Origin of the sequence: Clostridium niameyense, from assembly GCF_001243045.1 — a bacterium.
Classification (GTDB): Bacteria; Bacillota; Clostridia; order Clostridiales; family Clostridiaceae; genus Clostridium_F; species Clostridium_F niameyense.
In genome coordinates this window covers 837,209-861,326 of the sequence record NZ_LN849007.1, presented here as the reverse complement: position 1 = coordinate 861,326, position 24,118 = coordinate 837,209, and the positions used below count along the sequence as shown (strand labels likewise).

The window sequence follows — 24,118 nt, the reverse complement described above, 5'->3', positions numbered from 1 at the left end:
AATAGTGCTTATTAATATACTATGTGCTTATTAAATAAAAAGTGCATGTACATATAAAATATCCTTAATTTAAATTGAATCTTTTATATTTTTTACTATGTCATAAAAAATAGGTACTGCTGTAGAACCTGCGCTTTGCTCCTTTGCATTAATATTAGGTACAAAAACTACCATAGAATAATACACCCCACGACTGTTAAAAAAACCTATGAACCATCCATCAGAATAATTTTGTAATTTATTATCCTTATTTACTTGACTTCTTTGATTAGTACCAGTTTTGCCACCAATCTCCATATTATTGTCATAAGTTCCTTTAGCTGTACCATGTTTAACTACATCTAACATTTGATTTTTCATAATATTAGCTGTATTTCTTGTGATAATTCTTTCTTCTTCTGTATTTAATTTTTCTATAACTTCATTATTGTCATTAACATATCCTTCTAATATATACGGTTTTACATATATCCCATCATTAACCACTGTATTCACCATAGCTATAGATTCTATAGGAGTAATTCTTATTAACTGGCCAAAAGATAATAAAGGTAATGTTCCATCAGATATATTAGGCTGTTTATTCCCTTTTAATTCTAGATTACCTTTTTGTTCCTGTTGTAAATTCAACACCTTGTCATATAGTCCATGTTTTTTTATCATAGAGTTTATATTTTCAAATCCCACTTTCATTCCTATTTGAGAAAATATATGATTACAAGAAACTATAAACGCATCTCTTACAGATAAAGTTCCGTGATTACTTTTATGATTTTTTTCAAATTCTGATGTACAAGTAAATTTATCATTAGTAGATATTATATCTTTTTCAATACCTGCCTCCTCTACCAAAACTTTAAAAATAGATCCTGGAGGAAAACCATTTTTAGTAGCTGCTGCAATATTTATATTAGGTAGAGTTTCATCCTTTTGTATCATAGATTTTATCTTACCTGTGTTACTTTCCATTAATATAACACCTATTTGATCAAAAGATTTATATTCATCCTTTAATAAAACTTTTTTTATTTTTTCTTGAATATCATAATCTAATGTTAGTTTTGGATTTATATTATTTTTAGTATTTTTCATTTCAGCAGATATAATTTTACCTGATAAATCCTTTTTATATATAATTTTAGGGTTTTCATTATTTTTTACCTTATCATATATATTCATTTCTAAAGTATTTTTATCCTTTAAAGTTTTACCGTCATTTTTATAAGGATTTAATAACATATTTTCTAATTTCCAATATTCCTTTTTTTCAGTATTACCTTTATCTACAACCTTTTTTTTATAGACATAAAATCCCTTTATATCTTTCATTTTTTCTAACTTTTCATAAGTATTTTTATCTATTTCATAATATATTTTCCCACTTTTATCTAAAGATTGCATCTTAGTTATATCATAATCTTTATTATAATTTCTTAAAGTGTATATTATAGATAAAATTTTTTCTTCATTTTTATCTTGTTGATTTTCTTTAAAAGAATCTGGTACTATAACAGCATAATATTTATCCTTATATTTTAAAAGATCTCTTCCCTTAGAATCTAAAAGCAACCATTTATTCTCTCTTGTAGATTCCATATAAGTATACTGAGATTCTGCCATTACACTAAGCTTTTTAGCATCAAAAAATTGAAACTTAAAAATTCTGTATATTAAAATTACAAATATAATTACAAATAATATAAATAAGTTATAAATTCTTTTTTTGTTTCCATATTTTATCATAAAAAAAACACCTCATCTTAGCTAAAATTATAGCCAAAATGAAGTATTTTATTCGAAAATTAATATGTTTTTAATAAATGTTTTATATTAGCCACCATCATATCAATAGCTACCTTATTATGTCCACCTTCAGGTATAATAATATCTGCATATCTTTTAGTTGGTTCTATAAATTGCATATGCATAGGTCTTACTACATTTAAGTATTGGTTTATAACAGAATCTACAGTTCTTCCTCTTTCATTTATATCCCTTACAAGTCTTCTTATTATTCTAACGTCTGCATCTGTATCTACATATATCTTTATATCTAGTAAATCTCTTAACTTTTCATCTTGAAGAACTAATATACCCTCAACTATTATTATATCTCTAGGCTCTACTTTTATAGTTTCTTCTTTTCTATTATGTATTTCAAAATCATATATAGGCTTTTTTATAGTTTTAAGATTTAATAAATCATTTAAATGCTCTATAAGTAAATCATTATCAAAAGCATCTGGATGATCATAATTTTTCTTACTTCTATCTTCTATAGGTGTATTACTTTGATCCTTATAATAAGAATCTTGTTCAATCATAGCAATACAATCCTCATCAAATTTTTTATAAATTTCTTTTGCAACGGTACTTTTTCCAGAACCCGTTCCTCCTGTTATTCCTATTAATACTGGGCGCTTCATTTATTTCCCCCCTAATTTATTTGTTTTTTACTAAAATATCATTTACTTTTAATTTCTTATCACTTATAAATTTAAATATCATTTGAGCCCTTGGAGCGGATTCTATCTTTTTATCATTATGATCTACCATATTTTTAATAGTTATTTTAAAGATTTCCTCATCTGGAGTTAAAACTTCTATTTCATCATTATCTAGTACTTTATTTTTTTGTTCTACTACTGCTATATTAGTTTTCTCATCAAAAGATTTAACTATCCCTATAATATCACAATTTCTTATATAAGCTGAAGACTGAAAACATTGTTTATTCTCTTCATTAAAATAAAATCCTGTACAATATTCTCTATGACTTGCCTTTGATAGATAATCCATCCATCTATCTTGAAATTTATAATCTTGGCCTTTTTCAAAATATGAATCTATAGCTTCTCTATATGCTTTAACTACAGTAGCTACATAAAAGGAACTTTTCATTCTTCCTTCTATTTTAAAAGAATCTATTCCGCTTTCCATAAGTTCTGGTATATGGTGTATCATACATAAATCCTTAGAGTTCATTATATAAGCTCCTCTTTCATCTTCAAATACTGGGAAGTATTGACCTGGTCTTTTTTCTTCCATTAAATAATATTTATATCTACAAGGTTGAGCACAAGCTCCTCTATTAGAATCTCTTCCTGTCATATAATTAGATAGTACACATCTACCTGAATAAGACATACACATAGATCCATGAATAAAAGCTTCTATTTCACAATCTTTAGACACTTTCTTTTTTATATCTTTAATCTCATCTAAAGATAATTCTCTTGCTAAAACAACTCTTTGGGCACCTTGTTTGTGCCAAAACATAGCACTTTTCCAATTAACTGTGCTAGCTTGTGTACTTATATGTAACTCTAAATCTGGAACTACCTCTCTAGCTGTCATAATAATTCCTGGATCTGATACTATAATAGCATCAACTTTTAATTCATATAATTTTTTTAAGTAATCCTCTAATCCATCTAAATCCCCATTATGAGGAAAAACATTTACTGTTACATGAACCTTTTTCCCTCTATTATGAGCGTATTCTATTCCTTCTTTTAAATCCTCATCTGTAAAATTATCTGCAAAAGCCCTTAGGTTTAATTTACTTCCTCCTAAATATACTGCGTCCGCTCCAAAGTTTATAGCAGTTTTTAATTTTTCTAAATTCCCCGCTGGAGCTAAAAGTTCCGGTTTTTTCTTAAAGATCATATTCTTTCCTCCTTTTGGTTATGGCTATACCATCTCCCATAGGTATAACAGAGGTGATAAACTTATCTTTATCACTTATCATATCCATATATTTTCTCATTCTTTTTACAATAGTTATTTTTCTTCTTATAACTAATTCATCACAAGCTACCATGCCTCTAAAAAGTACATTATCTGCTATTATAATTCCATCTTTACTTAAAAGATTTAAACAATAAGGTAAAAACTCATTATAATGCCCCTTTCCTGCATCCATAAATATTAAATCATATTTATCATCTAAACTTTTAAGAATTTCAATACAATCTCCTTCTATTATACGTATTTTTTCTTCTACTTTAAACTTCTTAAAGTTTTCCTTTGCTATATTCACCATATTTTTATCTCTTTCAATGGTTACAATGTTACTTTCACCTTTAGAACTCATATTCATTAATATAGATGAATATCCAATAGCTGTACCTAACTCAAGAATTTTAGAAGGTTTTTTTATATTTATCATTAACTCTAAAAAATTAGCTACTTCTTTATGTACTATAGGTACCAAATTTTCCTTTGCATAGTTTTCTAATTCCTTTATCTCTCCTGTATGTTCAGGTATTAAAGATCTTATATAATCTTCCATATAATCATAGGCTATTTTACTCATAATCTCCTCCATTTATAGAATAATAACATTATAACAAAAGATGACCTTAAATATTAGGTCATCTTTAAATTTATTAATCTCCTTGAGTCTCTTTTTTGACCTTTAAAAATTCATTATAATTATTAGTAAAAAAATGGGTACCATCATTTTTAGACACAAAATACAAATAATTAGTTTTTTCTGGTTTTAACGCTGCTACTATAGAGTTTTTTCCTGGAGAACATATAGGCCCTATAGGCAAGCCTTTATGTAGATAAGTATTATAATCTGATTTTGTTTTTAAATCCTTATAATATAATTTATTTTTATGTTGTCCTAAAGCATAAAGAACTGTAGCACAAGATTCTAATTTCATATTTTTTTCTAATCTATTATAAAAAACAGAAGATATCTTATCCCTTTCAATAGATTTTTGGGCTTCTTTTTCTATAACTGATGCCATATTAATAATATTATCCATATCATTTTCATCTATTTTTAGATTCTTCTCTTTCTCTATTTGGGAAATTACATATTGAAATCTACTCAACATCTTATCCACAATAACTTTTCCTTCCATACCTTTAAAAAATTCATAAGTATCTGGGAATAAATAGCCTTCTAAAGAATATTTCCTTTTAGAATCTTTTTTTATATAAGAAGGTGTTTTATATTTTTTTACCGTTTCTATAAAATCTTCTTTTTTTATTATACCCTGCTGCTCTAATTTATTTCCTATTTGTTCTATACTATATCCCTCAGGAATAGTAACTCTTACTGGTGTTTCATCAAATATACCTTTATTTAAATCTAATAGAAAGTTATTTAATGAAATTTTGTTAGAAAAAGTATACTTTCCTGCTACTGTTTTTTGAGAAATATTTTTTTTAGCTATATATTTTTTTATAAAAATCTTGCCTCTAAGCTTTTTTTCCGAACTTAATTTATCTACTATATCATTTAAATTTTCATTTTTATTAACTACAACCTGTACCTTTTTCTCACTACTTTTTAATGGTTTTATTATAGTTCTTCTTTGTACAAATAAAGAACCTATAATAATTATTAATACAATAGAAATACTTGAAATAATTATACTTTTTTTCTTCACACAAATCACCACCAGTGGTTTATTATATAGATAAACAACTAGCGAAAGCCAGTTGTTTAAATTAATCTTTTGTTATTTATTTTTTCTTATAGTAGCTTTTCTTCTTAAATCTGAATCTAATATTTTCTTTCTCATTCTTATATTATTAGGTGTAACTTCTACTAACTCATCAGAAGCTATAAATTCAAGACATTGCTCTAATGTCATTTGAGTTATAGGTACTAATTTTAATGCATCATCTGCACCTGAAGATCTTGTATTTGATAAATGTTTCTTCTTACATACATTTACATCTATATCACCAGTTCTAGAACATTGTCCTACTATCATTCCTTCATAAACTGGAGTACCTGCTTCTATAAACAATATACCTCTTTCTTGAGCATTAAATAAACCATAAGTTATAGCATCACCCGATTCAAAAGCAACTAAAGATCCTCTTGATCTTTCAGGTATTTCTCCTTTATATGCTTCATAGTCTTCAAGCACATGATTCATGATTCCATTACCTTTTGTATCTGTCATGAACTCATTTCTAAATCCTATTAGTCCTCTTGCTGGTATTTTAAATTCTAATCTAGTATAACCATTTATAGCAGAAGTCATATTAACCATTTCTGCTTTTCTAGGTCCTAACTTTTCCATAACTACTCCCATAAATTCTTCTGGTACATCTATAGTTAATCTTTCAATAGGCTCTAATTTTTTACCATTTTCTTCTTTAAATATAACCATTGGTTTTGAAACTTGGAACTCATATCCTTGTCTTCTCATAGTTTCTATTAAAACAGAAAGATGTAGTTCTCCTCTTCCGCTTACCTTAAAACACTCTGCAGAATCTGTTTCTTCTACTTTTAAACTTACGTTTGTTTCTAATTCTTTTATAAGTCTGTCTCTTAAGTGTCTAGATGTAACAAATTTTCCATCCTTACCTGCAAAAGGTGAATTATTAACCATGAAGTTCATGCTTAGTGTAGGTTCGTCTATTTCTACAAAAGGAAGTGCTTCTGGATTAGCTGAATCTGCTACAGTTTCCCCTATATTTATATCTGGTATACCTGCTACAGCTATAATATCTCCAAGTTTAGCTTCTTCAGTTTCTACTTTATTAAGTCCATCATAAACATATAATGAAGAAATTTTTACGTTATCTATTTCCCCACCTTTTCTTATTAATGCTACTTGTTGATTCTTTTTAATCGTTCCTCTTTCTATCTTACCTATACCTATTTTACCTACATATTCATTGTAATCTATAGTAGTTACAAGCATTTGAAGAGGCATATCCAATTCTCCTTCTGGTGCTTTAACATTTTTTACTATAGCATCAAATAAAGGTTCCATATCTACAGCTTCATCTTCTACTTCTCTTTTAGCTACGCCATCTCTAGCTGAAGCATAAATTACTGGGAAATCTAATTGTTCGTCATTTGCTCCAAGTTCTACAAATAAATCAAATACTTCATCTAAAACTTCTTCTGGTCTTGCATCTGGCTTATCTATCTTGTTTATAACTACTATTGGTTGTAAATTTAATTCTAATGCCTTTTTAGTAACAAACTTAGTTTGTGGCATAGGACCTTCATAAGAATCCACAACTAATATAACACTATCTACCATTTTAAGTACACGCTCAACTTCTCCACCAAAATCCGCATGTCCTGGAGTATCTACTATATTTATTTTAACACCATTATAATTTACTGCAGTGTTTTTAGACAATATAGTTATTCCTCTTTCTTTTTCTATATCATTAGAATCCATGACTCTTTCTTGCACCTTTTCATTATCTCTAAATACATGGCTTTGTCTAAGCAAAGCATCTACTAAGGTTGTTTTACCATGGTCAACGTGCGCTATTATAGCCACATTCCTTATGTCATTTCTTACAAATAAACCCATACTATTTCCTCCAATTTATTAAATTAAAAAATTAGTTAACTATTTTATGTAAAATTTAATAATTATAATACTAAAATTACTAAACTAAAATAAAATCTAATTCCTCAAAAAAATTGGATACTCATATAGTATCCAATTAAGTTCACCATATTATTTTAATATTATACTCATAAAAAGTCAACTTATGTAATATTAATTATAACTTATGTTTTAAAAATTATTCATATGTAACTTTATAACATTTAAATTAATTTTTTGAATACTCTACTTTATTCCGTTAATTTTAAAAGAGAACATTAAACTATTTTCTTAGTTTAATGTCCTCCATTAATATTATATTTCCATTATAATCGGCAATATCATTGGTTTTCTCTTAGTTTTTTCATAAAGGAAACCACGAAGTACATCTTTTATATTAGACTTTATAGTTGCCCACTCTGTTATATGTTTTTCTTCACATTTTTGAAGTGCTTCTCTTACAAGCTCTTTAGCTTCTTCCATTAAATCTTCTGATTCCCTTACATATACAAAACCTCTTGAAATTATATCAGGTCCAGCTATTACTGCTCCTGTATCTTTTTCTATAGTAACTACTACTGTAAGTATACCATCTTGAGATAAGTGTTTTCTATCTCTCAATACAATATTCCCTACATCTCCTACACCAAGTCCATCTACAAATACTTGACCTGAAATTACAGATCCACTTTTTCTTATGTTATCTCTAGTTACTTCTACTATATCTCCTATATCAGATATTACTACATTATTATGTGAAAGTCCTAATTTACAAGCAAGTTCTGCATGTTGTTTTAAGTGTCTATATTCCCCATGAACTGGCATAAAGAATTTTGGTTTTACTAATGTATGCATAAGTTTAAGTTCTTCTTGGCACGCATGACCAGATACATGAATATCTGCTAGTGCCTCATATATAACATCAGCGCCTTTTTTAAATAATTGATTTATTACTCTTGAAACTAACTTTTCATTTCCTGGTATAGGTGTAGCTGAAATAACTACTGTATCACCAGGTATTATATTAACCTTTTTATGTTCTGAAGCTGCCATTCTTGAAAGAGCTGACATAGGTTCTCCTTGGCTGCCTGTAGTTACGATAACAACCTTATCATTAGGATACTTATCTACAGCATCAATACCTATAAATACATCTTTTCCAGCCTTTATATATCCAAGTTTCATAGCTACCTCTAATATATTTTCCATGCTTCTTCCTGAAACTGCAACTTTTCTTCCATACTTCTCTGCTGCCCTAACTACTTGTTGTATTCTGTGTATATTAGAAGCAAAAGTAGCTATAACAATTCTTCCTTTAGCATTAGCAAAAATATTTAAAAATGCTTCTCCTACAGTACTTTCTGACATAGTATAGCCCGGTCTTTCTACGTTAGTGCTATCTGCCATCATTACAATTACACCACGTTTACCAAGCTCTGTAAACCTCGCCAAATCTGCCACATGTCCATCTATAGGTGTATAATCTATTTTAAAATCTCCTGTATGAAGAACAATACCTATTGGTGTATGTATAGCTATTGCTACTGCATCAGCTATACTATGGCTAGTTCTTATAAATTCTACTGAAACATCTTTAAGTCGTATTACATCTCTTGGCTTTATGCGCTTTAAAGCAACAGAACTTAAAAGTCCATGTTCTTTTAGCTTTGTTTCTACTATACCAAGGGTAAGTTTCGTTCCATATACAGGTACATTTATTTCTTTTAACACATAAGGCAGTGCACCTATATGGTCTTCATGCCCATGAGTTAAAAATATTCCCCTAACTTTATCTATATTTTTCTTTAAATAAGTAATATCCGGTATTACCACATCTATACCTAACATGTCTTCATCTGGAAATTTAAGTCCACAGTCTATTACAACTATATCATTTTTGTACTCTATAGCAGTTAGATTTTTACCTATTTCATTTACGCCGCCTAATGGAATAATTTTTACTTTATCTTTTTCTCTATCTTTTACCTTGTCTATTTCTTTGCGCAACATTTTCCCTCCTTTTAAATTATGATTTATTTTTCTTTTGGCACTGATCACATATACCATAGAACTTTAAACTATGGTTCTTTATTTTAAAATTATATTCTTTTTCTATATTTTGCTCCAACTCTTCTAAAAGATCATCTTTAACTTCTATAATCTTACTACATTCACTACAAATTAAATGATGATGTTGATGATTTTCATCTCTATTTACTAGCTCATATCTACTACAACCATCATCCAAATCTATTTTCGATACTACACCCATTTCTTCTAGAAGTTGTACTGTTCTATACACTGTAGCAAGACCTATTTCTGGACATTCTATTTTTACTAAATCATATAATTCCTCTGTAGTTAGATGGCTGCCTTCATTTTTTACTATTATGTTTAAAATAGCCCTTCTTTGAGGGGTTAATTTGTAACCTTTAGCTTTAAGATTTTCCTTTAAGTTATTCATTTCTTGTTGTATAAAACCTAACACTTTTCATTCCACCTTTAACTACTTTTTACTTTTATTTAATGTTCAATCATTTGATTATCAATTGATAAATTTTATTTAAATAAAAACCTCATAGAAATCAAGTAAAATTCATGAATTATTATTCCTCTGAAAATAATAATTCGTATGCTTCAGCTACCATATTGAATTCTTCTTCATCATCTACAGGAATAAATAAATTTTCCCCTTCTTGATTTTTATCTATCTTAAGAGCTATAGCTTCATCTACTTCTTCATTCTTAGGTACCACTATAACATATTCATTTTCTTCTATGTCTAATTTTGTTATCACTTCAAATTCTGTTTCTTTTCCTTCTTCATCTGTTAAAGTTATTGCCTCTAAATAATTATCCATAATACATACTCCTTTTCAATGCATTTTTTTAGCTTATGTAAATTATATACTATCTAAATATCCTTGTAATATGTATGTAGCTGCTACTTTATCAACTATTTTCTTTCTTTTAGCTCTTGATAAGTCTGCTTCTAACATAGCTCTTGTAGCTGCTACAGTAGTTAATCTTTCATCCCACATTTTTATAGGTATATCTATATGACTTTTAATTAAATCACAAAAACTAATAACCTTTTCACTCTGTGGTCCCAAAGTTCCGTTCATATTTTTAGGAAGTCCTGATACTATAGTATCAACTTTATATTCTTCACATATTTTTTTTAATTCTTCTATATCCCTTTCTTCACTTGTTCTTTTTATAGTGGTAACACCTTGCGCTGTAAATCCTAAAGGATCACTTATAGCTACTCCTATAGTTCTATCTCCTATATCAAGTCCTAATATTCTCATAAAAAATCTCCTAGATATGTAATTTATTATAAATTATAAGATTATACTTATATTATTTCCATATTTAAAATAAAAATGCCCTAAAGGGCATTTTTATTTTTTAATTTATCCCTAAATAGGATTTTAAAACTTCCTCTAAAATCTCATCTCTTTCTAATTTTCTAAGTAAAGCTCTTGCTCCATTATAATTGGTAATATATGTAGGATCTCCTGAAATTAAATATCCTACTAACTGATTTACTGGATTATAGCCTTTTTTTAACAATGCATCATAAACTTTACTTAATATCTCTTTAGTTAAGGCCTTCTTATTTTCTACTGGATTGAATTGTATTGTTTTATCATCACTCATTTTATTCACCTCACTTATAATCCTTCTGAGACTTGTAATATCTCAAGTAGTTTAAGTAAGCGATGTTATATATATATATTATAGAACATATTTAATAAAAAGTATACTACTTTACTAAAGTTTCAATAATGTTTCCAACTGCTTTTAATGCCTCATCTAACATCTCAGGATTCTTTCCTCCTGCTTGAGCCATGTCTGGTCTTCCACCGCCACCACCGTCAGCGATCTTTGATACTTCTTTAATTATCTTTCCACAATGAACTCCCTTTTCTACAGTTTCTTTAGTAGCCATGGCTACAAATAAAACCTTACCATTACATTCACTACCTAAAACTACTAATCCTTCTTGTATCTTATTTTTTATTTTATCTCCTAGATCTCTTAAGGCATTTCCATCTACGTCTTTTAATTTTCCAGATACTACTTTAATACCTTTTATTTCTTTTAAATTATTTAATATTTCGTCTTCCGCGCCACTAGCTAATTTAGATTTTAAGGATTCTATTTCCCTCTCTTTTTCCCTTAATTCTAATACTTGATTATCTAATCTAGCTATTACATCTTTTTCATTACATTTTAATGTTTTAGCTACTTCTTTTAATATGTTATTTTTGTACTCTATATATTCTATAGCCTTAATACCTGTAACTGCTTCTATTCTTCTTATTCCTGCTGCTATACCTGTTTCAGATATTATCTTAAATATTCCTATTTCTCCAGTATTAAATGCATGAGTTCCTCCACATAGTTCTTTACTAAAATCACCTATTGCTACTACTCTAACATCATCTTTATATTTATTATCAAATAAAGCTATGGCTCCTTCTTTTCTTGCCTCTTCAATATCCATAACTTTTGTATTTACAGTATTGGCTTTCATTATTTCCCTATTTACAATCATTTCAATTTGTTTTAAATCTTCTTCACTTACAGATTCAAAATGATTAAAGTCAAATCTTAATCTTTCTTCATCTACATAAGAACCAGATTGATGTACATGTTCTCCTAATACCTTTCTTAATGCTTCATGAAGTATATGAGTAGCTGTATGATTTTTTCTTATATTATTTCTTCTTTCTTCATCTACTTTTAAAGTAACTTCTTCATTCATAGAAACTTTTCCTTCTATCATTTTTACAAAATGAAGTACTTTTCCCGATATATTCTTCTTACAATCTAAAACTTTTGCTTTAAAACTACTATTATATATAATTCCATTGTCTCCTATTTGTCCGCCCATTTCTGCATAAAATGGAGTTTTTGAAACTACTATAACACCTTCATCGCCTTTTTCTAAACTATTTTTAAATTCCTCATCCTTAACTAAAACTTCTATTTTTGAATCTAGCTGTAATTTATCATAACCATCAAATTCAGTATTTATACTTAAATCTATTTTATTTAAGATAGTATCTTCAGCTCCCATATAATTGGTTTCTTCTCTTGCTGCTCTTGCTCTTTCTCTTTGTTTTTTCATTTCCTTATTAAAATCTTCTTTATTAACTTTTATTCCCTTTTCCTCTAATATTTCCTCTGTAAGCTCTACTGGGAATCCATAAGTATCATATAATTTAAATGCTTTTTCTCCTGAAAGCATATTTTTATTTTCTTTCTTAATTTCATCTATATATTCATTTAATATTTGTATACCAGAATCTATAGTTTCATCAAATCTCTCTTCTTCAAGTTTTATAACTTTTTTTATATAATCGCTTTTTTCTTTAAGTTCAGGATAACCTCTATAAGAATTTTCTATAACTATATCTGCAAGATCACATAAGAATGATTTTTTTATTCCTAAAGTTTTTCCATGCCTTGCAGCTCTTCTTAGAAGTCTTCTTAAAACATAACCTCTCCCTTCATTAGAAGGTAATATTCCATCACTTATCATAAATGTAATACTTCTTATATGATCTGTAATTATTCTTAAAGATATATCTACGTTCTTATCTTTTTTGTACTCTACATTAGACTTCTTTGAAACCTCATTTAAAATGGCCTTTATAGTATCTACTTCAAATATACTATCTACTCCCTGAAGTATTGTTGCCATTCTTTCAAGACCCATACCTGTGTCTATATTAGGATGATCTAATTTAGAATAATTTTCTTCTTCATCCTTATCAAATTGTGTAAAAACTAAGTTCCAAAATTCTACTATCTTATCTTCATCACTAAATTTTACAAACTCTTCTGCAGTTTTAGCATTAACACCTGCTTTATCAAAATGTATTTCAGAACAAGGACCACAAGGACCTGCTCCATGTTCCCAAAAATTATCTTCTTTTCCTAATCTAAATATTCTTTCTGGATTTATATCTGTTTTATTTGTCCATATATTATAAGCTTCATCATCATCTAAATAAATAGTTACATATAGCTTATCTTTAGGTAACTTTAAAACTTCTGTAGTAAATTCCCAAGCCCATGGAATAACTTCATTTTTAAAATAATCTCCAAAAGAAAAATTACCAAGCATTTCAAAGAAGGTACCATGTCTTGATGTTTTACCTACATTCTCTATATCTCCAGTTCTTACACACTTTTGACAAGTAGTAACTCTTTTACTTGGTGGAGTTTGAAGTCCTGTAAAATATGGCTTTAAAGGCGCCATACCTGCATTAATTAAAAGTAAACTTTTATCGTTTTTAGGAACTAATGAAAAGCTAGGTAATCTCAAATGTTCCTTACTTTCAAAAAATTTAAGATATGCTTCTCTAATATCATTCAATCCCATTTTATCCATATGTATCTCTCCTTTTAATATTTATTTCAATAAAAAAAACTCTCAATCCCCAAAGGGACGAAAGTCATATTCCGCGGTACCACCCTAATTTAAATGTAAAGTTACATTTACGCTCTAAAAATATAGCTCCTAAACAGCTTCAGCACACATTTTAAGAAGTTTTCACCTACCACTTCCTCTCTTTATAAAATAATTATGCTTACTCCTTTTAATCATTGCTATAGTTATATATTATTATGTTCAAATTATAAGCAAAATTTTCATTTATGTCAATAAATAAAAGTTTTATATTCTAATTATAAAACATATTATACTCTATAGAATTAGCCATACTTAAAACAAGTAATAATTTAAATCTTCATAAATTACTTTTAAAACTACTCCTATTGGTATAGCTATTACCATACCGATAAATCCATATAATTTTCCCCCTATTGTTAAAAGAAATATGATTGTTAAAGGGTGCATATCTATGCTATCTCCTGTAACTTTAGGTGCTATTATGTTTCCCTCTATTTGTTGAAGTAAATATAGTAAACATAAAGTCCATAATGCGCTTTTATAAGATTTCATAAGTGCTATTAATATAGCTGGTAGCGAACCTATTATAGGTCCAAAATAAGGTATTATATTAAAAAATGCATTTAAAAAAGACAGTAATATAGGAAAGTCTATTTTTAAAATTACCAATATTATAAAAGTAGCCACACCTATTATTAAAGATAATAAAACTTGACTTACTATATATCTTCCAATAACTTTATCAATATCTTCAAATATATTTTTAACTAACTCTCTAAATTTTACAGGAAACACTATAAGTATTTTATTTCTTATGCTTTCACCTTCTGCTAAAAAATAATAAACTATAATAGGTACCACTGCTATATCTAATATATTTGCCCCTATATTTAATAGAGATTTAAAAAATTTATTTTCAAATTCAATAACAGAACTATTAAACTTCTCACCTAATTTGTCTAAAATTACATAGCTACTTTTATTATTTTTTAAAATTTTAACTTCATCATAAAACTTCTCTATATATTGTTCTATATTGATAATAACTTTATTTATATTTAAACTTTCTTTAAATACAGCAGGAACAAAAGAGGTTACTATTAAAGTTATTAATGAAATTAAAGATAGTATCAAAATAATAGCTCCTAATTTGTTCCCTACTCCTTTATTTTTTAAAAATCTATGTATGGGTTTTATAAAATAATAAATAAAAAAAGAAATAAATATTAAATTCAGTATGCTAGCTACTATTTCATTTTTTAATATTAAATATAATAATATTAATATTAAAGGTATTATAATAATATATTTATAATTCTTAAATTTATTTTCTATTTTCATTTTTATTCTCCTGATTATAATAATCTATATTTCTTACTTTCATTACCAAATTAATATTGTTATTTTTGTTATTAAAATATAATAGGTTATCCTCTCCTAATATAACATCATCTAAAGCTATAATTTTTTTACCTTGTATAAAATTATTTAAGAAGCCTGTAGATACTACTATTGCAGTTATTTTAAAAGTTTTTTCATCTATTATTAAGTCATCTAAAATTCCTAATATATTATTTTCTAAATCTATAACATCCATATGTTTTATGTCTTTAAATCTTAAAAAATTTCCCTTGGAATTTTTTTTAATTACAATATTCTTATTTAGATATACAATATCTTTTAAAAGTACATTATTATTTTTATTAAATATTTTATAACTATTTACATAAAATCCTAGCATGTTTCCTTTATGAAAATCCAAAACTATATCTTTTACAAAGCCTATTTTTTTGCCCTTTATGTTAAATACATCCATATACTGAAAATCCTTGCTTCTATACATATTTTCTCCCTTCCTTAAGTATATACTACTTATTTTCCCTAAAAAGCAAAAAAAAATTACCCCAAAGGGGTAATTTTTAATGACCATGAACATGTTCATGAATTGTTTCAGAATGATTTTTTATTTCCCAAGGTTCTAGTCCTACAGATTTTCTATAATCATTTATTGCCTTATGGATTCCCTCTTCTGCAAGCACTGAACAATGCATTTTAACTGGTGGAAGTCCTTCTAGGGCATCTGCTACTGCTTTATTTGTAAGATCCCATGCTTCTTCTAGAGTTTTTCCTTTTATAAGTTCTGTAGCCATGCTAGATGAAGCTATGGCAGATGCACATCCAAAAGTTTTAAATGTTACATCTTTTATTATGTTATCTTCAACTTTTATATAAATCTTCATTATGTCTCCACACTTAGGATTTCCAACTTCTCCTACACCATTTGCATCTTCTAATTCTCCCACGTTTCTTGGATTTCTAAAATGATCCATTACTTTTTCACTATACATAAACTACTTCTCCTCCTTGTTTTTTAAATAATCTTCCCAAAGGGGTGACATTTCTCTTCTTGTTTTTACGATTTTAGGAAGTACTTCCAAAACGTAAGCTACATCCTCTTTACTGTTTCCTTCTCCTAAACTTAGTCTTAGTGAACCATGAGCAACTTCATGAGGAAGACCTATTGATAAAAGTACATGGGATGGATCTAAAGATGCTGATGCACAGGCACTGCCTGTAGATGCATAAATTCCATCCATATCTAAATCTAATAAAAGAGTTTCCCCCTCTATTCCTATAAAACTAAAATTAACATTCCCAGGAAGTCTTTTGCTCAAGTCTTTAGGACCATTTAGCTTAGCATCCGGTATTCTTTCTTCTATACCTTTCATAAGCAATTCTCTAATATTGCAAAGTTTTTTATTATGTTCTTCTAAATTATCTATAGCTAATTCTATAGCTTTTCCAATACCAACTATACCTGCTATATTTTCTGTACTAGCTCTTCTTCCTTTTTCTTGTCCACCACCGTGTATCAAGTTTTCTATTCTTACACCTTTTCTAATATATAATGCTCCTATACCTTTAGGACCATAGAATTTATGAGCTGACATAGAAAGTAAATCTATATTCATTTCTTTTACATCTATTGGAACATGACCTACAGCTTGAACTGCATCAGTATGAAAATATATGTTACGTTCTCTACATATCTTACCTATTTCCTTTATTGGCTCTATAGTTCCTATTTCATTATTTGCAAACATTACTGATACCAATATAGTTTTATCTGTTATAGCATTTTTTAAATCTTCTAAGCTTATAAAACCTTCTTCATCTACTGGTAAATACGTTACTTCAAAACCTTGTTTTTCTAAAAACTTAGTAGTATGAAGTATAGCATGATGCTCTATTTTAGTAGTTATTATATGATTTCCTTTATTTTTATTAGCAAAAGCAATTCCTTTTAGTGCCCAGTTATCAGACTCTGAACCACCACTTGTGAAAAATATTTCACTTTTGTCAGCACCTATAGCCTTTGCTACTTTTTCTCTACTTGAATCTATTGCTTTCTTAGTATCATTAGACAATGAATAAAGTGAAGATGGATTACCAAAACCTTCAGTAAAATATGGTATCATTTCCTCTAACACTTCTGGTTTTGTATATGTTGTAGCTGCATAATCCATATAAATTTTTTTACTCATTATTTTCACTCCTTTTATTTGCCGAGTTTATTGTTTCATAATCATCTACCATGTCTTTAAGCGTAGTTGATTGCATTATTTCATCTAAACATTCCTTTATACGAACCCATAAAATTCTAGTAGCACAACAACCTATATTGCTACAGCTATTTTCTTCTTCTACACAATCGGATATTTCTATAGGTCCTTCTAAAACTTCCATTATGTCTAATACTGTTATATCTTCAGGACTTTTATTTAAGATGTATCCCCCTTGAGCTCCTCTTATGCTTTTTATTAATTTAGCCTTCCTAAGAGGTGCAAATAACTGCTCCAAATAATATTCTGATATATGTTGTCTTTCTGATATGCTCTTTATAGAAACCGGTTCATTACCATAGTTAATAGCCAAATCTACCATAGCTTTTACTCCGTATCTACCCTTAGTTGACAGCTTCATTTAATCACATCCTTTTAATGTTGACCACTTTACTATGATTTATTTTTATAATAGCAAACCCGAGTAAAGCTGTCAAGTATAAATTGTAAAATTTATGTCTAAAATTTTGAAATTTTATCTTATTTATATATTTTATCTTTAAAGCTGTATAATTAATTTTATCAGGCTAATTATTTATTATTCTTTATAGTATCTATATAATTACTCATAGACCTTTCCATCTTATTGTTTTGTGGTATGTAATATATAGAATTTTTTATATTATTAGGCATGTATTGTTGACTTACATAATTATTCTTATAGTCATGAGGATATTTATAATCCAGCATTCTACCTAATTTTTCGGCCCCATTATAATGACCATCTCTTATACAGCTTGGTATCTCCCCTACATCCTTGCTATCAAGCTCAAAAAGTGCTTTTTCTATAGCCTTATAGGCAGAATTAGATTTAGGAGAGTTTGAAAGAAGTATTGTTGCCTCTGAAAGTGGTATTCTTGCCTCTGGGAATCCAAGCTGCATAGCAGAATCCACACAACTTTTAACTATAGTTATAGCATTGGGGTACGCAAGTCCTATATCCTCTGAAGCTATAACCAAAAGCCTTCTACAAATAGAAATCAAATCTCCTACTTTTACAAGCCTCGCTAAATAATGAAGTGCTGCATTTACATCACTACCTCTTATAGACTTTTGAAAAGCACTTAAAATATCATAATGATTATCTCCATTTTTATCATATTTTATATTACCTTTATTTATACATTGACTAACTATATCTTGGGAAACAACTATATGACCTAATTGATTTTTAGGCGTAGTTAAAACTATAAGCTCTAATACATTTAAGGCCCTTCTTAAATCCCCCATTGAGGTTTCTGCAATATACTTAATAATATTTTCATTTATATCTATATCTAAGTTGAATTTATTTTCTATGGTTTTTATAGCATTTTTTATACCTAATATCATACACTTTAAACTTATAGGTTTAAATTCAAAAACCATACACCTACTTAAAAGAGCGTTATATACATAAAAATAAGGATTTTCCGTAGTACTAGAAATCAATGTTATCCTTCCATTCTCTGTATACTCTAATAAACACTGTTGTTGTTTTTTATTAAAATTTTGTATTTCATCTAAATAAAGCACTATGCCCTTAATTCCTAAAAGTCCATTTGAATTTTCTATTATATTTTTTATATCATTTATAGATGCATTTGTAGCATTTAATTTATAAAATTGTTTATCTGTATTTCTAGCAATAATATTAGCTAAAGTAGTCTTTCCCACTCCTGGTGGACCATAAAATATCATATTGGGTATATTATTACTTTTTATTACATTATATAATATTTTCCCTTTACCTATAAGATGTTCTTGACCTACCACCTCATCTACGGTAGTAGGTCTTAATAATTCTGATAAAGGTTTGTTCATAAAACACACCTTCCTTAAATATTTTTATCATAGAATACTTTTCTATCTTTATAATAAACAACTTTTAATTTGCAAAATTCAGCTATTTCTTTTGCTGTCTTAAAATTTTTTCCTATATCTGATGGGTTATGTGCATCTGAACCTATAGTTACAGTTTTGCCACCTAACTCATAAAACCTTTTATATATTTTTACTAAATTTTTCAAAGCCTTTTTATCTTTTAATCTTCTTGTATTTATCTCCATAGATTTTTCCTTTTTAGCTAAAATCCTTAAAACTTCATCTATCATGTAACTAAATTCTTCATAATATATTTCACTATCCGTATATTTATTATATCTAGCAACATAATCTATATGAGCTAAACTATCTATAAAATCATATTTACCTAAATTATAAATCATATGATTAAAATATTCCCTATAACTTTCCTCTTTAGTCTTACCATCATAAAATTTATCAAAATATAAATCCATTTCTAAAATAGTATGTATAGAACCTATAACATAGTCAAAGGGATTATTCTTAATTATCTCCTCTGCCTCTTTAACTCTTTCTTTTTCCATACCTAATTCTATTCCTAATAACAAATTTTCATTTCTATAACTCATATATTTTTCAAAGTAAGATTTTGGATCGAAACAAAATTTCCCTTCGGATTTAAAAGCTAAATCCATATGTTCTGTAATTATTATTCCCATATTATTTTCTATAGATGCTTTTAAAGCCTCATCTATAGACATTTTTGAATCTGTTGAAAATTTTGTATGTAAATGAGTATCAAACATAGTATCACTCCTTATAATTAAATATTATGTAATTACAGAAACTATTATAGGTATAGTAATTATAGACAATAATGTAGTCATAAAAACACATTTTGCTGCTAATACTGAATCAGCATCATATTCCTCTGCTAATACTGAACATAAAACAGCAGTGGGCATAGCTTCTAGTATAACGCAAATTTCTAATAGAAATTGATCTGCCTTTAATAAATAAAGTAATAAATAAGTAACAAAAGGCATAATCATAAGTCTTACTAAAGAAGCATAGTAAGGCTCTAAGGTAGAAAACATACTCTTTACATTTATATCCGATAACATAACTCCTAATACTATCATAGATAAAGGGGTAGTCATGGAACCTATAGAATTCAATGCTTTACTTAATGGCATAGGAATTCTTATAGAAAACGTTATAATTAAAATACCCACTAGTGTAGCTATAATTCCTGGTTGCTTTAATATATTTTTAAAGCTTTCTTTACTTCTTTTTCCCGTATAAATTTCGATTCCTACAGATAACATAATTATATTATATGGTATTCCAAAAATAGATCCATAAAACACACCTAAATTTCCGTACAAAGCTTGTAATACGGGATATCCCATAAAAGCGCTATTAGAAAATACACTTGCAAATCTTAAAACTTTATTAGATTTATCATTAAATCTTCTAAAAATCAAATTACTAAGTGGAATAATAATAATATGTATCATAATAGAGTAAAATAAAATCATTTTACATTTATCTATCATATCATTAGTAAATTTATAATTAAATGAAGAAACTATAAGACATGGTAATGTAACTTTAACTAGGAACTCAGAAAGTTTTTTATTAATACTGTTATTTAAAATTTCTTTTTTTCTACAAACAACTCCTACTAGCATTATTATAAAAAGAATTAAAACTTGATTGATAATATTATTCTCCAAAATAAACCTCCCTATAAATTTAACAAAATAAAATTCCCCTCTTTCAAATTATAATATAAAAGAGGAGAAAGTTTAAAATAAATTAATTATTTTTTATTTTTTCTTTCCTAAAAAACATAGTGCAAGCATACCATCACCACAATGAGTTCCCATTCCTATACCTAGCTCACTTATTATAACTTTCTTAACATTGAATTCCTCTATAACCATATCTTTTAGATGTTCAGCGTCTTCTAAACAATCCGCATGAGTTATTCCTACTACAGTATCCTCATAATTAATTGCATTTTCTTTAAATTTGTCTAAAAGATATTTCATAGCTTTCTTTTTTCCTCTAATATTGGCTATATTCTTTAGTGTTCCATCATTTTCTATATGAATAATTGGTTTTATATTTAATAAAGTTCCAATTGTAGCAGAAGTTCCTGATATCCTTCCACCTCTTCTTAGATGACTTAAGTTCTCCACTATAAACCAGTGATTCATTTTATCTTTATTTTCATTTAACCAATTTACTATGTCTTCTTTAGATGCGCCTGATTTAACCATCTCCACCGCTTCGTAAACCAATAGTCCTTGTCCTATAGAAGAACATTTTGTATCTATTATCGTTATATCCGCATCTTTATTTTGTGAAATTATTTCCTTCCTTGCAAGCTTAGCACTATTTACTGTACCACTTAATCCTGAGGACATAGCTATATATATTATAGGTCTTTTTTCTTTTATAAGCTCCTTAAATTTTTCTACAAATCTATATTCGTTTATCTGACTTGTATAAGGCATCTCACCTTCTTTTAAAGTATCATAAAACTGCTTATATGGTAATGTCTTACCGAAGTCATCTTCATAATCTCTTTCTTGAAAATGACACATAAGTCCTAAAAATGGAATGTTATTTTCCTCTATAAAACTTCTCGGCATGTCACAACTGGCATCAGTAAAAATAATTGGACGCATTCTATCACTCCTTTATGGTTATTTTCATAACTTTTATAAGGAATCCAATATACTTATAGTTCTATAAATTATATAGAATTCCTCTAAATAGCATAAATTTACACGTTACATTAAATTCTTATTAATTATATCATCATTATACTATTCTTGTATATGGCTAATTATCCATAAAAACCTGTTTTTAAAATTCTTAATATTTTTAAAACTATATTATTTATTAATAATATATATAGACGTTTATTTAATTATTATTATTACTTATAGGTAGGAAGTATTATTTATGATATAATTTAAATTGTAACAAACATTTATTTTATTTGTTGGGAGGCTTTAACAATGTCTAATATAATTGATTGCAAAGGACTGAAATGTCCTCAACCCGTTATAAATACTAAAAAATATTTTGACTCTATAGAGGAAGGTCAAGCTATTGTTATTGTAGATAATGAAGTAGCTAAAAATAATATTTGTAAGTTTTCTGAAAATAATGGTTATAATGTAAAATCTGAGGAAAAAGATTCCCTACATTATATAGAAATAACAAAAGAAGCATGTTCTTGTTGCCAAGATATAAATTTAGATGAAAAAAAACTAGTTATGGTTATTTCTAAAAACACTCTTGGATCAGGAGATGATAAATTAGGATCAGCTTTAATGAAAAGTTATTTATATGCCTTATCTGAAAGTGATAAAATCCCATCAGATTTATTATTCTTAAATGGTGGTGTTAAACTTACTGTAGAAGGTTCTGATTGTTTAGAAACTATACAAACTCTTAAAAATAAAGGAGTTAACATATTAAGTTGCGGAACTTGTCTTGATTTTTACGGTATAAAGGACAAGCTTAAAGTTGGAGAAATAACAAATATGTATACTATAGTAGAAAAAATGACTTCAGGAAATAATACTATATTCCTATAATAAAGATTTGTATAACTTATAATTAAACCCACACTCTCAGTTATAAGTGTTATACAAAACACCTGCTAACGCAGGTGTTTTTTTATATCTTAACTTCAGTACCTATACCTAATTCTATAGCTTTCTTATATATTTTATAAGCTGTAGTTACATCTTGAACAGATATACCTACAGATTTAAATACTGTTATATCATCACAATTTTCTCTTCCTTTTATTTTTTGAGAAACTACGTCTCCTAATTCCCCAGTTATTTTATTTTCATCTATAATATTTTTCTCTAGTGGAATTATAAAGTCGCCAGCTTCACTTAACACTGCCTCTTTTGAATCTACAAAAATCTTATCTGCATTAGCCATAGTATATTCATCTATTTCTTGCATATGTGGCATATAAGATCCTACTCCATTTATATGTACCCCTTTTTTAACTTTTCTACCATCAAATACAGGCTTTGTAGAAGTGGTTGCTACAGTTATTACATCTGCATTTTCTATGGCTTCATCAGAACTTTTAGATGCCACTATTTCTGTTTTATAGTGTTTTAATGTACACTTAGCTTTCTCTACAAAATCTGTTACGTTTTTTTCATTTCTACTATACACTTTCACGATTTCTAAATTTCTTGAAGCTAGCATAGCTTCTAATTGACACATTGCCTGTCCTCCTGTGCCTATTAAAGCTCCTAATTTAGCATTTTCTACTGCTAATAAATCTGTAGCTGCCCCAGAAGCTGCTCCTGTTCTTAATTGAGTTAAATAAGTTCCATCCATAATGCAGCAAACCTCTCCTGTATTTCCATCCAAAAGTAACATTTGTGCAGGTACTACTGGCTTCCCTAATTTTAAATTTTCTGGAAACACAGAAACTATTTTTATTCCTAAAGTATCTAATTCCTCTATATACCCAGGCATAAAAAGACTAGATGCATTATATTTTGGCACATTTATATTAGTTCTTAATGGAACTACAGCTTTTTTTTGCGAATAAAAAGAAAATGCTTCCTTATCTGCCTCAATAGCTTCCCTCATAGTAAATACCTTTTTTATATGTTCTTTATTTAAAACAAGCATAAATAAAATACCTCCATAATGTAATATAAACTTTATATATATATTATTACATTATGGAATATATTTAAATAGTTTTTATATAACTTTATAAATTCAACATATATATTATAAATCAGCAAATCTCCTAACATACATAGAGTATCTAAGTACACTAAATATAGCTAGAAATTCTTATTGTACTGAATGTTTAACTTCTACTATAATAATCTCATATAATATGTAAGATTATTTTGTAACAAATAGCACTATATATTTATATA

Annotated in this window: 23 protein-coding genes and 1 other annotated feature; of the genes, 1 reads left to right on the top strand and 22 read right to left on the bottom strand. The window is 27.7% G+C overall.

Features of this window, described 5'->3' with window-relative positions; all coding sequences use genetic code 11:
* Positions 1–69 precede the first annotated feature (69 nt).
* From BN1711_RS05065 to BN1711_RS04965, 21 genes are all read right to left on the bottom strand, one after another.
* The gene (locus tag BN1711_RS05065) at positions 70–1,740 is read right to left on the bottom strand and encodes a penicillin-binding transpeptidase domain-containing protein (RefSeq protein ID WP_082174128.1); all 1,671 of its coding nucleotides are present in this window, start codon (positions 1,738–1,740) and stop codon (positions 70–72) included.
* Between the two features lie 62 nt (positions 1,741–1,802).
* Entirely contained in the window at positions 1,803–2,426 is a 624-nt protein-coding gene (gene udk, locus BN1711_RS05060) for a uridine kinase (protein ID WP_050607094.1), read from the bottom strand.
* A gap of 16 nt (positions 2,427–2,442) precedes the next feature.
* Entirely contained in the window at positions 2,443–3,669 is a 1,227-nt protein-coding gene (locus tag BN1711_RS05055) for a peptidase U32 family protein (RefSeq protein WP_050607093.1), read from the bottom strand.
* The gene (locus BN1711_RS05050; RefSeq protein ID WP_050607092.1) at positions 3,659–4,318 is read right to left on the bottom strand and encodes an O-methyltransferase; all 660 of its coding nucleotides are present in this window, start codon (positions 4,316–4,318) and stop codon (positions 3,659–3,661) included. The genes BN1711_RS05055 and BN1711_RS05050 overlap by 11 nt, the downstream gene beginning before the upstream one ends.
* Before the next feature lie 73 nt (positions 4,319–4,391).
* Positions 4,392–5,408 carry an endolytic transglycosylase MltG gene (mltG, locus tag BN1711_RS05045; protein WP_050607091.1) on the bottom strand — a complete coding sequence of 339 codons (1,017 nt, stop codon included), beginning with the start codon at positions 5,406–5,408 and terminating at the stop codon, positions 4,392–4,394.
* 72 nt (positions 5,409–5,480) lie between these two features.
* A complete protein-coding gene (gene typA, locus BN1711_RS05040; RefSeq protein WP_050607090.1) occupies positions 5,481–7,310 on the bottom strand; it encodes a translational GTPase TypA in 1,830 nt (609 codons plus the stop codon).
* A gap of 333 nt (positions 7,311–7,643) precedes the next feature.
* The gene (locus BN1711_RS05035; protein WP_050607089.1) at positions 7,644–9,338 is read right to left on the bottom strand and encodes a ribonuclease J; all 1,695 of its coding nucleotides are present in this window, start codon (positions 9,336–9,338) and stop codon (positions 7,644–7,646) included.
* A gap of 16 nt (positions 9,339–9,354) precedes the next feature.
* Positions 9,355–9,792, bottom strand: coding sequence for a Fur family transcriptional regulator (locus BN1711_RS05030; RefSeq protein WP_050608441.1), 438 nt, complete (start codon positions 9,790–9,792; stop codon positions 9,355–9,357).
* A gap of 142 nt (positions 9,793–9,934) precedes the next feature.
* Positions 9,935–10,189 carry a DUF1292 domain-containing protein gene (locus BN1711_RS05025; protein ID WP_050607088.1) on the bottom strand — a complete coding sequence of 85 codons (255 nt, stop codon included), beginning with the start codon at positions 10,187–10,189 and terminating at the stop codon, positions 9,935–9,937.
* Between the two features lie 42 nt (positions 10,190–10,231).
* On the bottom strand, positions 10,232–10,639 hold the full coding sequence (gene ruvX / locus BN1711_RS05020; RefSeq protein ID WP_050607087.1) for a Holliday junction resolvase RuvX: 408 nt from the start codon (positions 10,637–10,639) through the stop codon (positions 10,232–10,234).
* A gap of 100 nt (positions 10,640–10,739) precedes the next feature.
* A complete protein-coding gene (locus BN1711_RS05015; RefSeq protein WP_050607086.1) occupies positions 10,740–10,991 on the bottom strand; it encodes an IreB family regulatory phosphoprotein in 252 nt (83 codons plus the stop codon).
* Positions 10,992–11,097: 106 nt separating this feature from the next.
* Positions 11,098–13,737 (bottom strand): alanine--tRNA ligase, encoded by a 2,640-nt coding sequence (alaS, locus tag BN1711_RS05010; protein WP_050607085.1) that lies wholly within the window; start codon positions 13,735–13,737, stop codon positions 11,098–11,100.
* Positions 13,738–13,787: 50 nt separating this feature from the next.
* Positions 13,788–13,962 (bottom strand) — a binding site (T-box leader).
* 108 nt (positions 13,963–14,070) lie between these two features.
* Positions 14,071–15,099 carry an AI-2E family transporter gene (locus tag BN1711_RS05005; protein ID WP_050607084.1) on the bottom strand — a complete coding sequence of 343 codons (1,029 nt, stop codon included), beginning with the start codon at positions 15,097–15,099 and terminating at the stop codon, positions 14,071–14,073.
* Entirely contained in the window at positions 15,083–15,601 is a 519-nt protein-coding gene (locus tag BN1711_RS05000; protein WP_050607083.1) for a PRC-barrel domain-containing protein, read from the bottom strand. The genes BN1711_RS05005 and BN1711_RS05000 overlap by 17 nt, the downstream gene beginning before the upstream one ends.
* A gap of 76 nt (positions 15,602–15,677) precedes the next feature.
* Positions 15,678–16,106, bottom strand: a complete 429-nt coding sequence (nifU, locus tag BN1711_RS04995; protein ID WP_050607082.1) for a Fe-S cluster assembly scaffold protein NifU — start codon at positions 16,104–16,106, stop codon at positions 15,678–15,680.
* A gap of 3 nt (positions 16,107–16,109) precedes the next feature.
* Positions 16,110–17,303 (bottom strand): cysteine desulfurase NifS, encoded by a 1,194-nt coding sequence (gene nifS, locus BN1711_RS04990; protein WP_050607081.1) that lies wholly within the window; start codon positions 17,301–17,303, stop codon positions 16,110–16,112.
* Positions 17,296–17,742, bottom strand: coding sequence for an RrF2 family transcriptional regulator (locus BN1711_RS04985; protein WP_050607080.1), 447 nt, complete (start codon positions 17,740–17,742; stop codon positions 17,296–17,298). Before BN1711_RS04985 ends, nifS begins: the two co-directional genes overlap by 8 nt.
* 170 nt (positions 17,743–17,912) lie before the next feature.
* Positions 17,913–19,184 (bottom strand): replication-associated recombination protein A, encoded by a 1,272-nt coding sequence (locus BN1711_RS04980; RefSeq protein WP_050607079.1) that lies wholly within the window; start codon positions 19,182–19,184, stop codon positions 17,913–17,915.
* Positions 19,185–19,198: 14 nt separating this feature from the next.
* Positions 19,199–19,972 carry a histidinol phosphate phosphatase gene (locus BN1711_RS04975; protein ID WP_050607078.1) on the bottom strand — a complete coding sequence of 258 codons (774 nt, stop codon included), beginning with the start codon at positions 19,970–19,972 and terminating at the stop codon, positions 19,199–19,201.
* A gap of 24 nt (positions 19,973–19,996) precedes the next feature.
* Positions 19,997–20,905 (bottom strand): AEC family transporter, encoded by a 909-nt coding sequence (locus BN1711_RS04970; protein ID WP_050607077.1) that lies wholly within the window; start codon positions 20,903–20,905, stop codon positions 19,997–19,999.
* A 93-nt stretch (positions 20,906–20,998) separates the two neighbouring features.
* Positions 20,999–21,865: a DegV family protein gene (locus BN1711_RS04965; protein WP_050607076.1), complete on the bottom strand. Its 867-nt coding sequence runs from the start codon at positions 21,863–21,865 to the stop codon at positions 20,999–21,001.
* Positions 21,866–22,201: 336 nt separating this feature from the next.
* Between BN1711_RS04965 and yedF the strand changes: the two genes are divergently transcribed.
* Positions 22,202–22,786, top strand: a complete 585-nt coding sequence (gene yedF / locus BN1711_RS04960) for a sulfurtransferase-like selenium metabolism protein YedF (protein ID WP_050607075.1) — start codon at positions 22,202–22,204, stop codon at positions 22,784–22,786.
* An 82-nt stretch (positions 22,787–22,868) separates the two neighbouring features.
* Here yedF and BN1711_RS04955 read toward each other — a convergent pair whose 3' ends face one another.
* Entirely contained in the window at positions 22,869–23,858 is a 990-nt protein-coding gene (locus tag BN1711_RS04955) for an ornithine cyclodeaminase family protein (RefSeq protein ID WP_050607074.1), read from the bottom strand.
* Positions 23,859–24,118 lie beyond the last annotated feature (260 nt).

What these genes read in the sequence shown, in the direction of transcription:
- udk (WP_050607094.1), bottom strand. Translation starts at nt 2,426, where the DNA reads ATGAAGCGCCCAGTATTAATAGGAATAACAGGAGGAACGGGTTCTGGA.
- BN1711_RS05055 (WP_050607093.1), bottom strand. Translation starts at nt 3,669, where the DNA reads ATGATCTTTAAGAAAAAACCGGAACTTTTAGCTCCAGCGGGGAATTTA.
- BN1711_RS05050 (WP_050607092.1), bottom strand. Translation starts at nt 4,318, where the DNA reads ATGAGTAAAATAGCCTATGATTATATGGAAGATTATATAAGATCTTTA.
- typA (WP_050607090.1), bottom strand. Translation starts at nt 7,310, where the DNA reads ATGGGTTTATTTGTAAGAAATGACATAAGGAATGTGGCTATAATAGCG.
- BN1711_RS05035 (WP_050607089.1), bottom strand. Translation starts at nt 9,338, where the DNA reads ATGTTGCGCAAAGAAATAGACAAGGTAAAAGATAGAGAAAAAGATAAA.
- BN1711_RS05030 (WP_050608441.1), bottom strand. Translation starts at nt 9,792, where the DNA reads ATGAATAACTTAAAGGAAAATCTTAAAGCTAAAGGTTACAAATTAACC.
- BN1711_RS05025 (WP_050607088.1), bottom strand. Translation starts at nt 10,189, where the DNA reads ATGGATAATTATTTAGAGGCAATAACTTTAACAGATGAAGAAGGAAAA.
- ruvX (WP_050607087.1), bottom strand. Translation starts at nt 10,639, where the DNA reads ATGAGAATATTAGGACTTGATATAGGAGATAGAACTATAGGAGTAGCT.
- BN1711_RS05015 (WP_050607086.1), bottom strand. Translation starts at nt 10,991, where the DNA reads ATGAGTGATGATAAAACAATACAATTCAATCCAGTAGAAAATAAGAAG.
- alaS (WP_050607085.1), bottom strand. Translation starts at nt 13,737, where the DNA reads ATGGATAAAATGGGATTGAATGATATTAGAGAAGCATATCTTAAATTT.
- BN1711_RS05005 (WP_050607084.1), bottom strand. Translation starts at nt 15,099, where the DNA reads ATGAAAATAGAAAATAAATTTAAGAATTATAAATATATTATTATAATA.
- BN1711_RS05000 (WP_050607083.1), bottom strand. Translation starts at nt 15,601, where the DNA reads ATGTATAGAAGCAAGGATTTTCAGTATATGGATGTATTTAACATAAAG.
- nifU (WP_050607082.1), bottom strand. Translation starts at nt 16,106, where the DNA reads ATGTATAGTGAAAAAGTAATGGATCATTTTAGAAATCCAAGAAACGTG.
- nifS (WP_050607081.1), bottom strand. Translation starts at nt 17,303, where the DNA reads ATGAGTAAAAAAATTTATATGGATTATGCAGCTACAACATATACAAAA.
- BN1711_RS04985 (WP_050607080.1), bottom strand. Translation starts at nt 17,742, where the DNA reads ATGAAGCTGTCAACTAAGGGTAGATACGGAGTAAAAGCTATGGTAGAT.
- BN1711_RS04980 (WP_050607079.1), bottom strand. Translation starts at nt 19,184, where the DNA reads ATGAACAAACCTTTATCAGAATTATTAAGACCTACTACCGTAGATGAG.
- BN1711_RS04975 (WP_050607078.1), bottom strand. Translation starts at nt 19,972, where the DNA reads ATGTTTGATACTCATTTACATACAAAATTTTCAACAGATTCAAAAATG.
- BN1711_RS04965 (WP_050607076.1), bottom strand. Translation starts at nt 21,865, where the DNA reads ATGCGTCCAATTATTTTTACTGATGCCAGTTGTGACATGCCGAGAAGT.
- yedF (WP_050607075.1), top strand. Translation starts at nt 22,202, where the DNA reads ATGTCTAATATAATTGATTGCAAAGGACTGAAATGTCCTCAACCCGTT.
- BN1711_RS04955 (WP_050607074.1), bottom strand. Translation starts at nt 23,858, where the DNA reads ATGCTTGTTTTAAATAAAGAACATATAAAAAAGGTATTTACTATGAGG.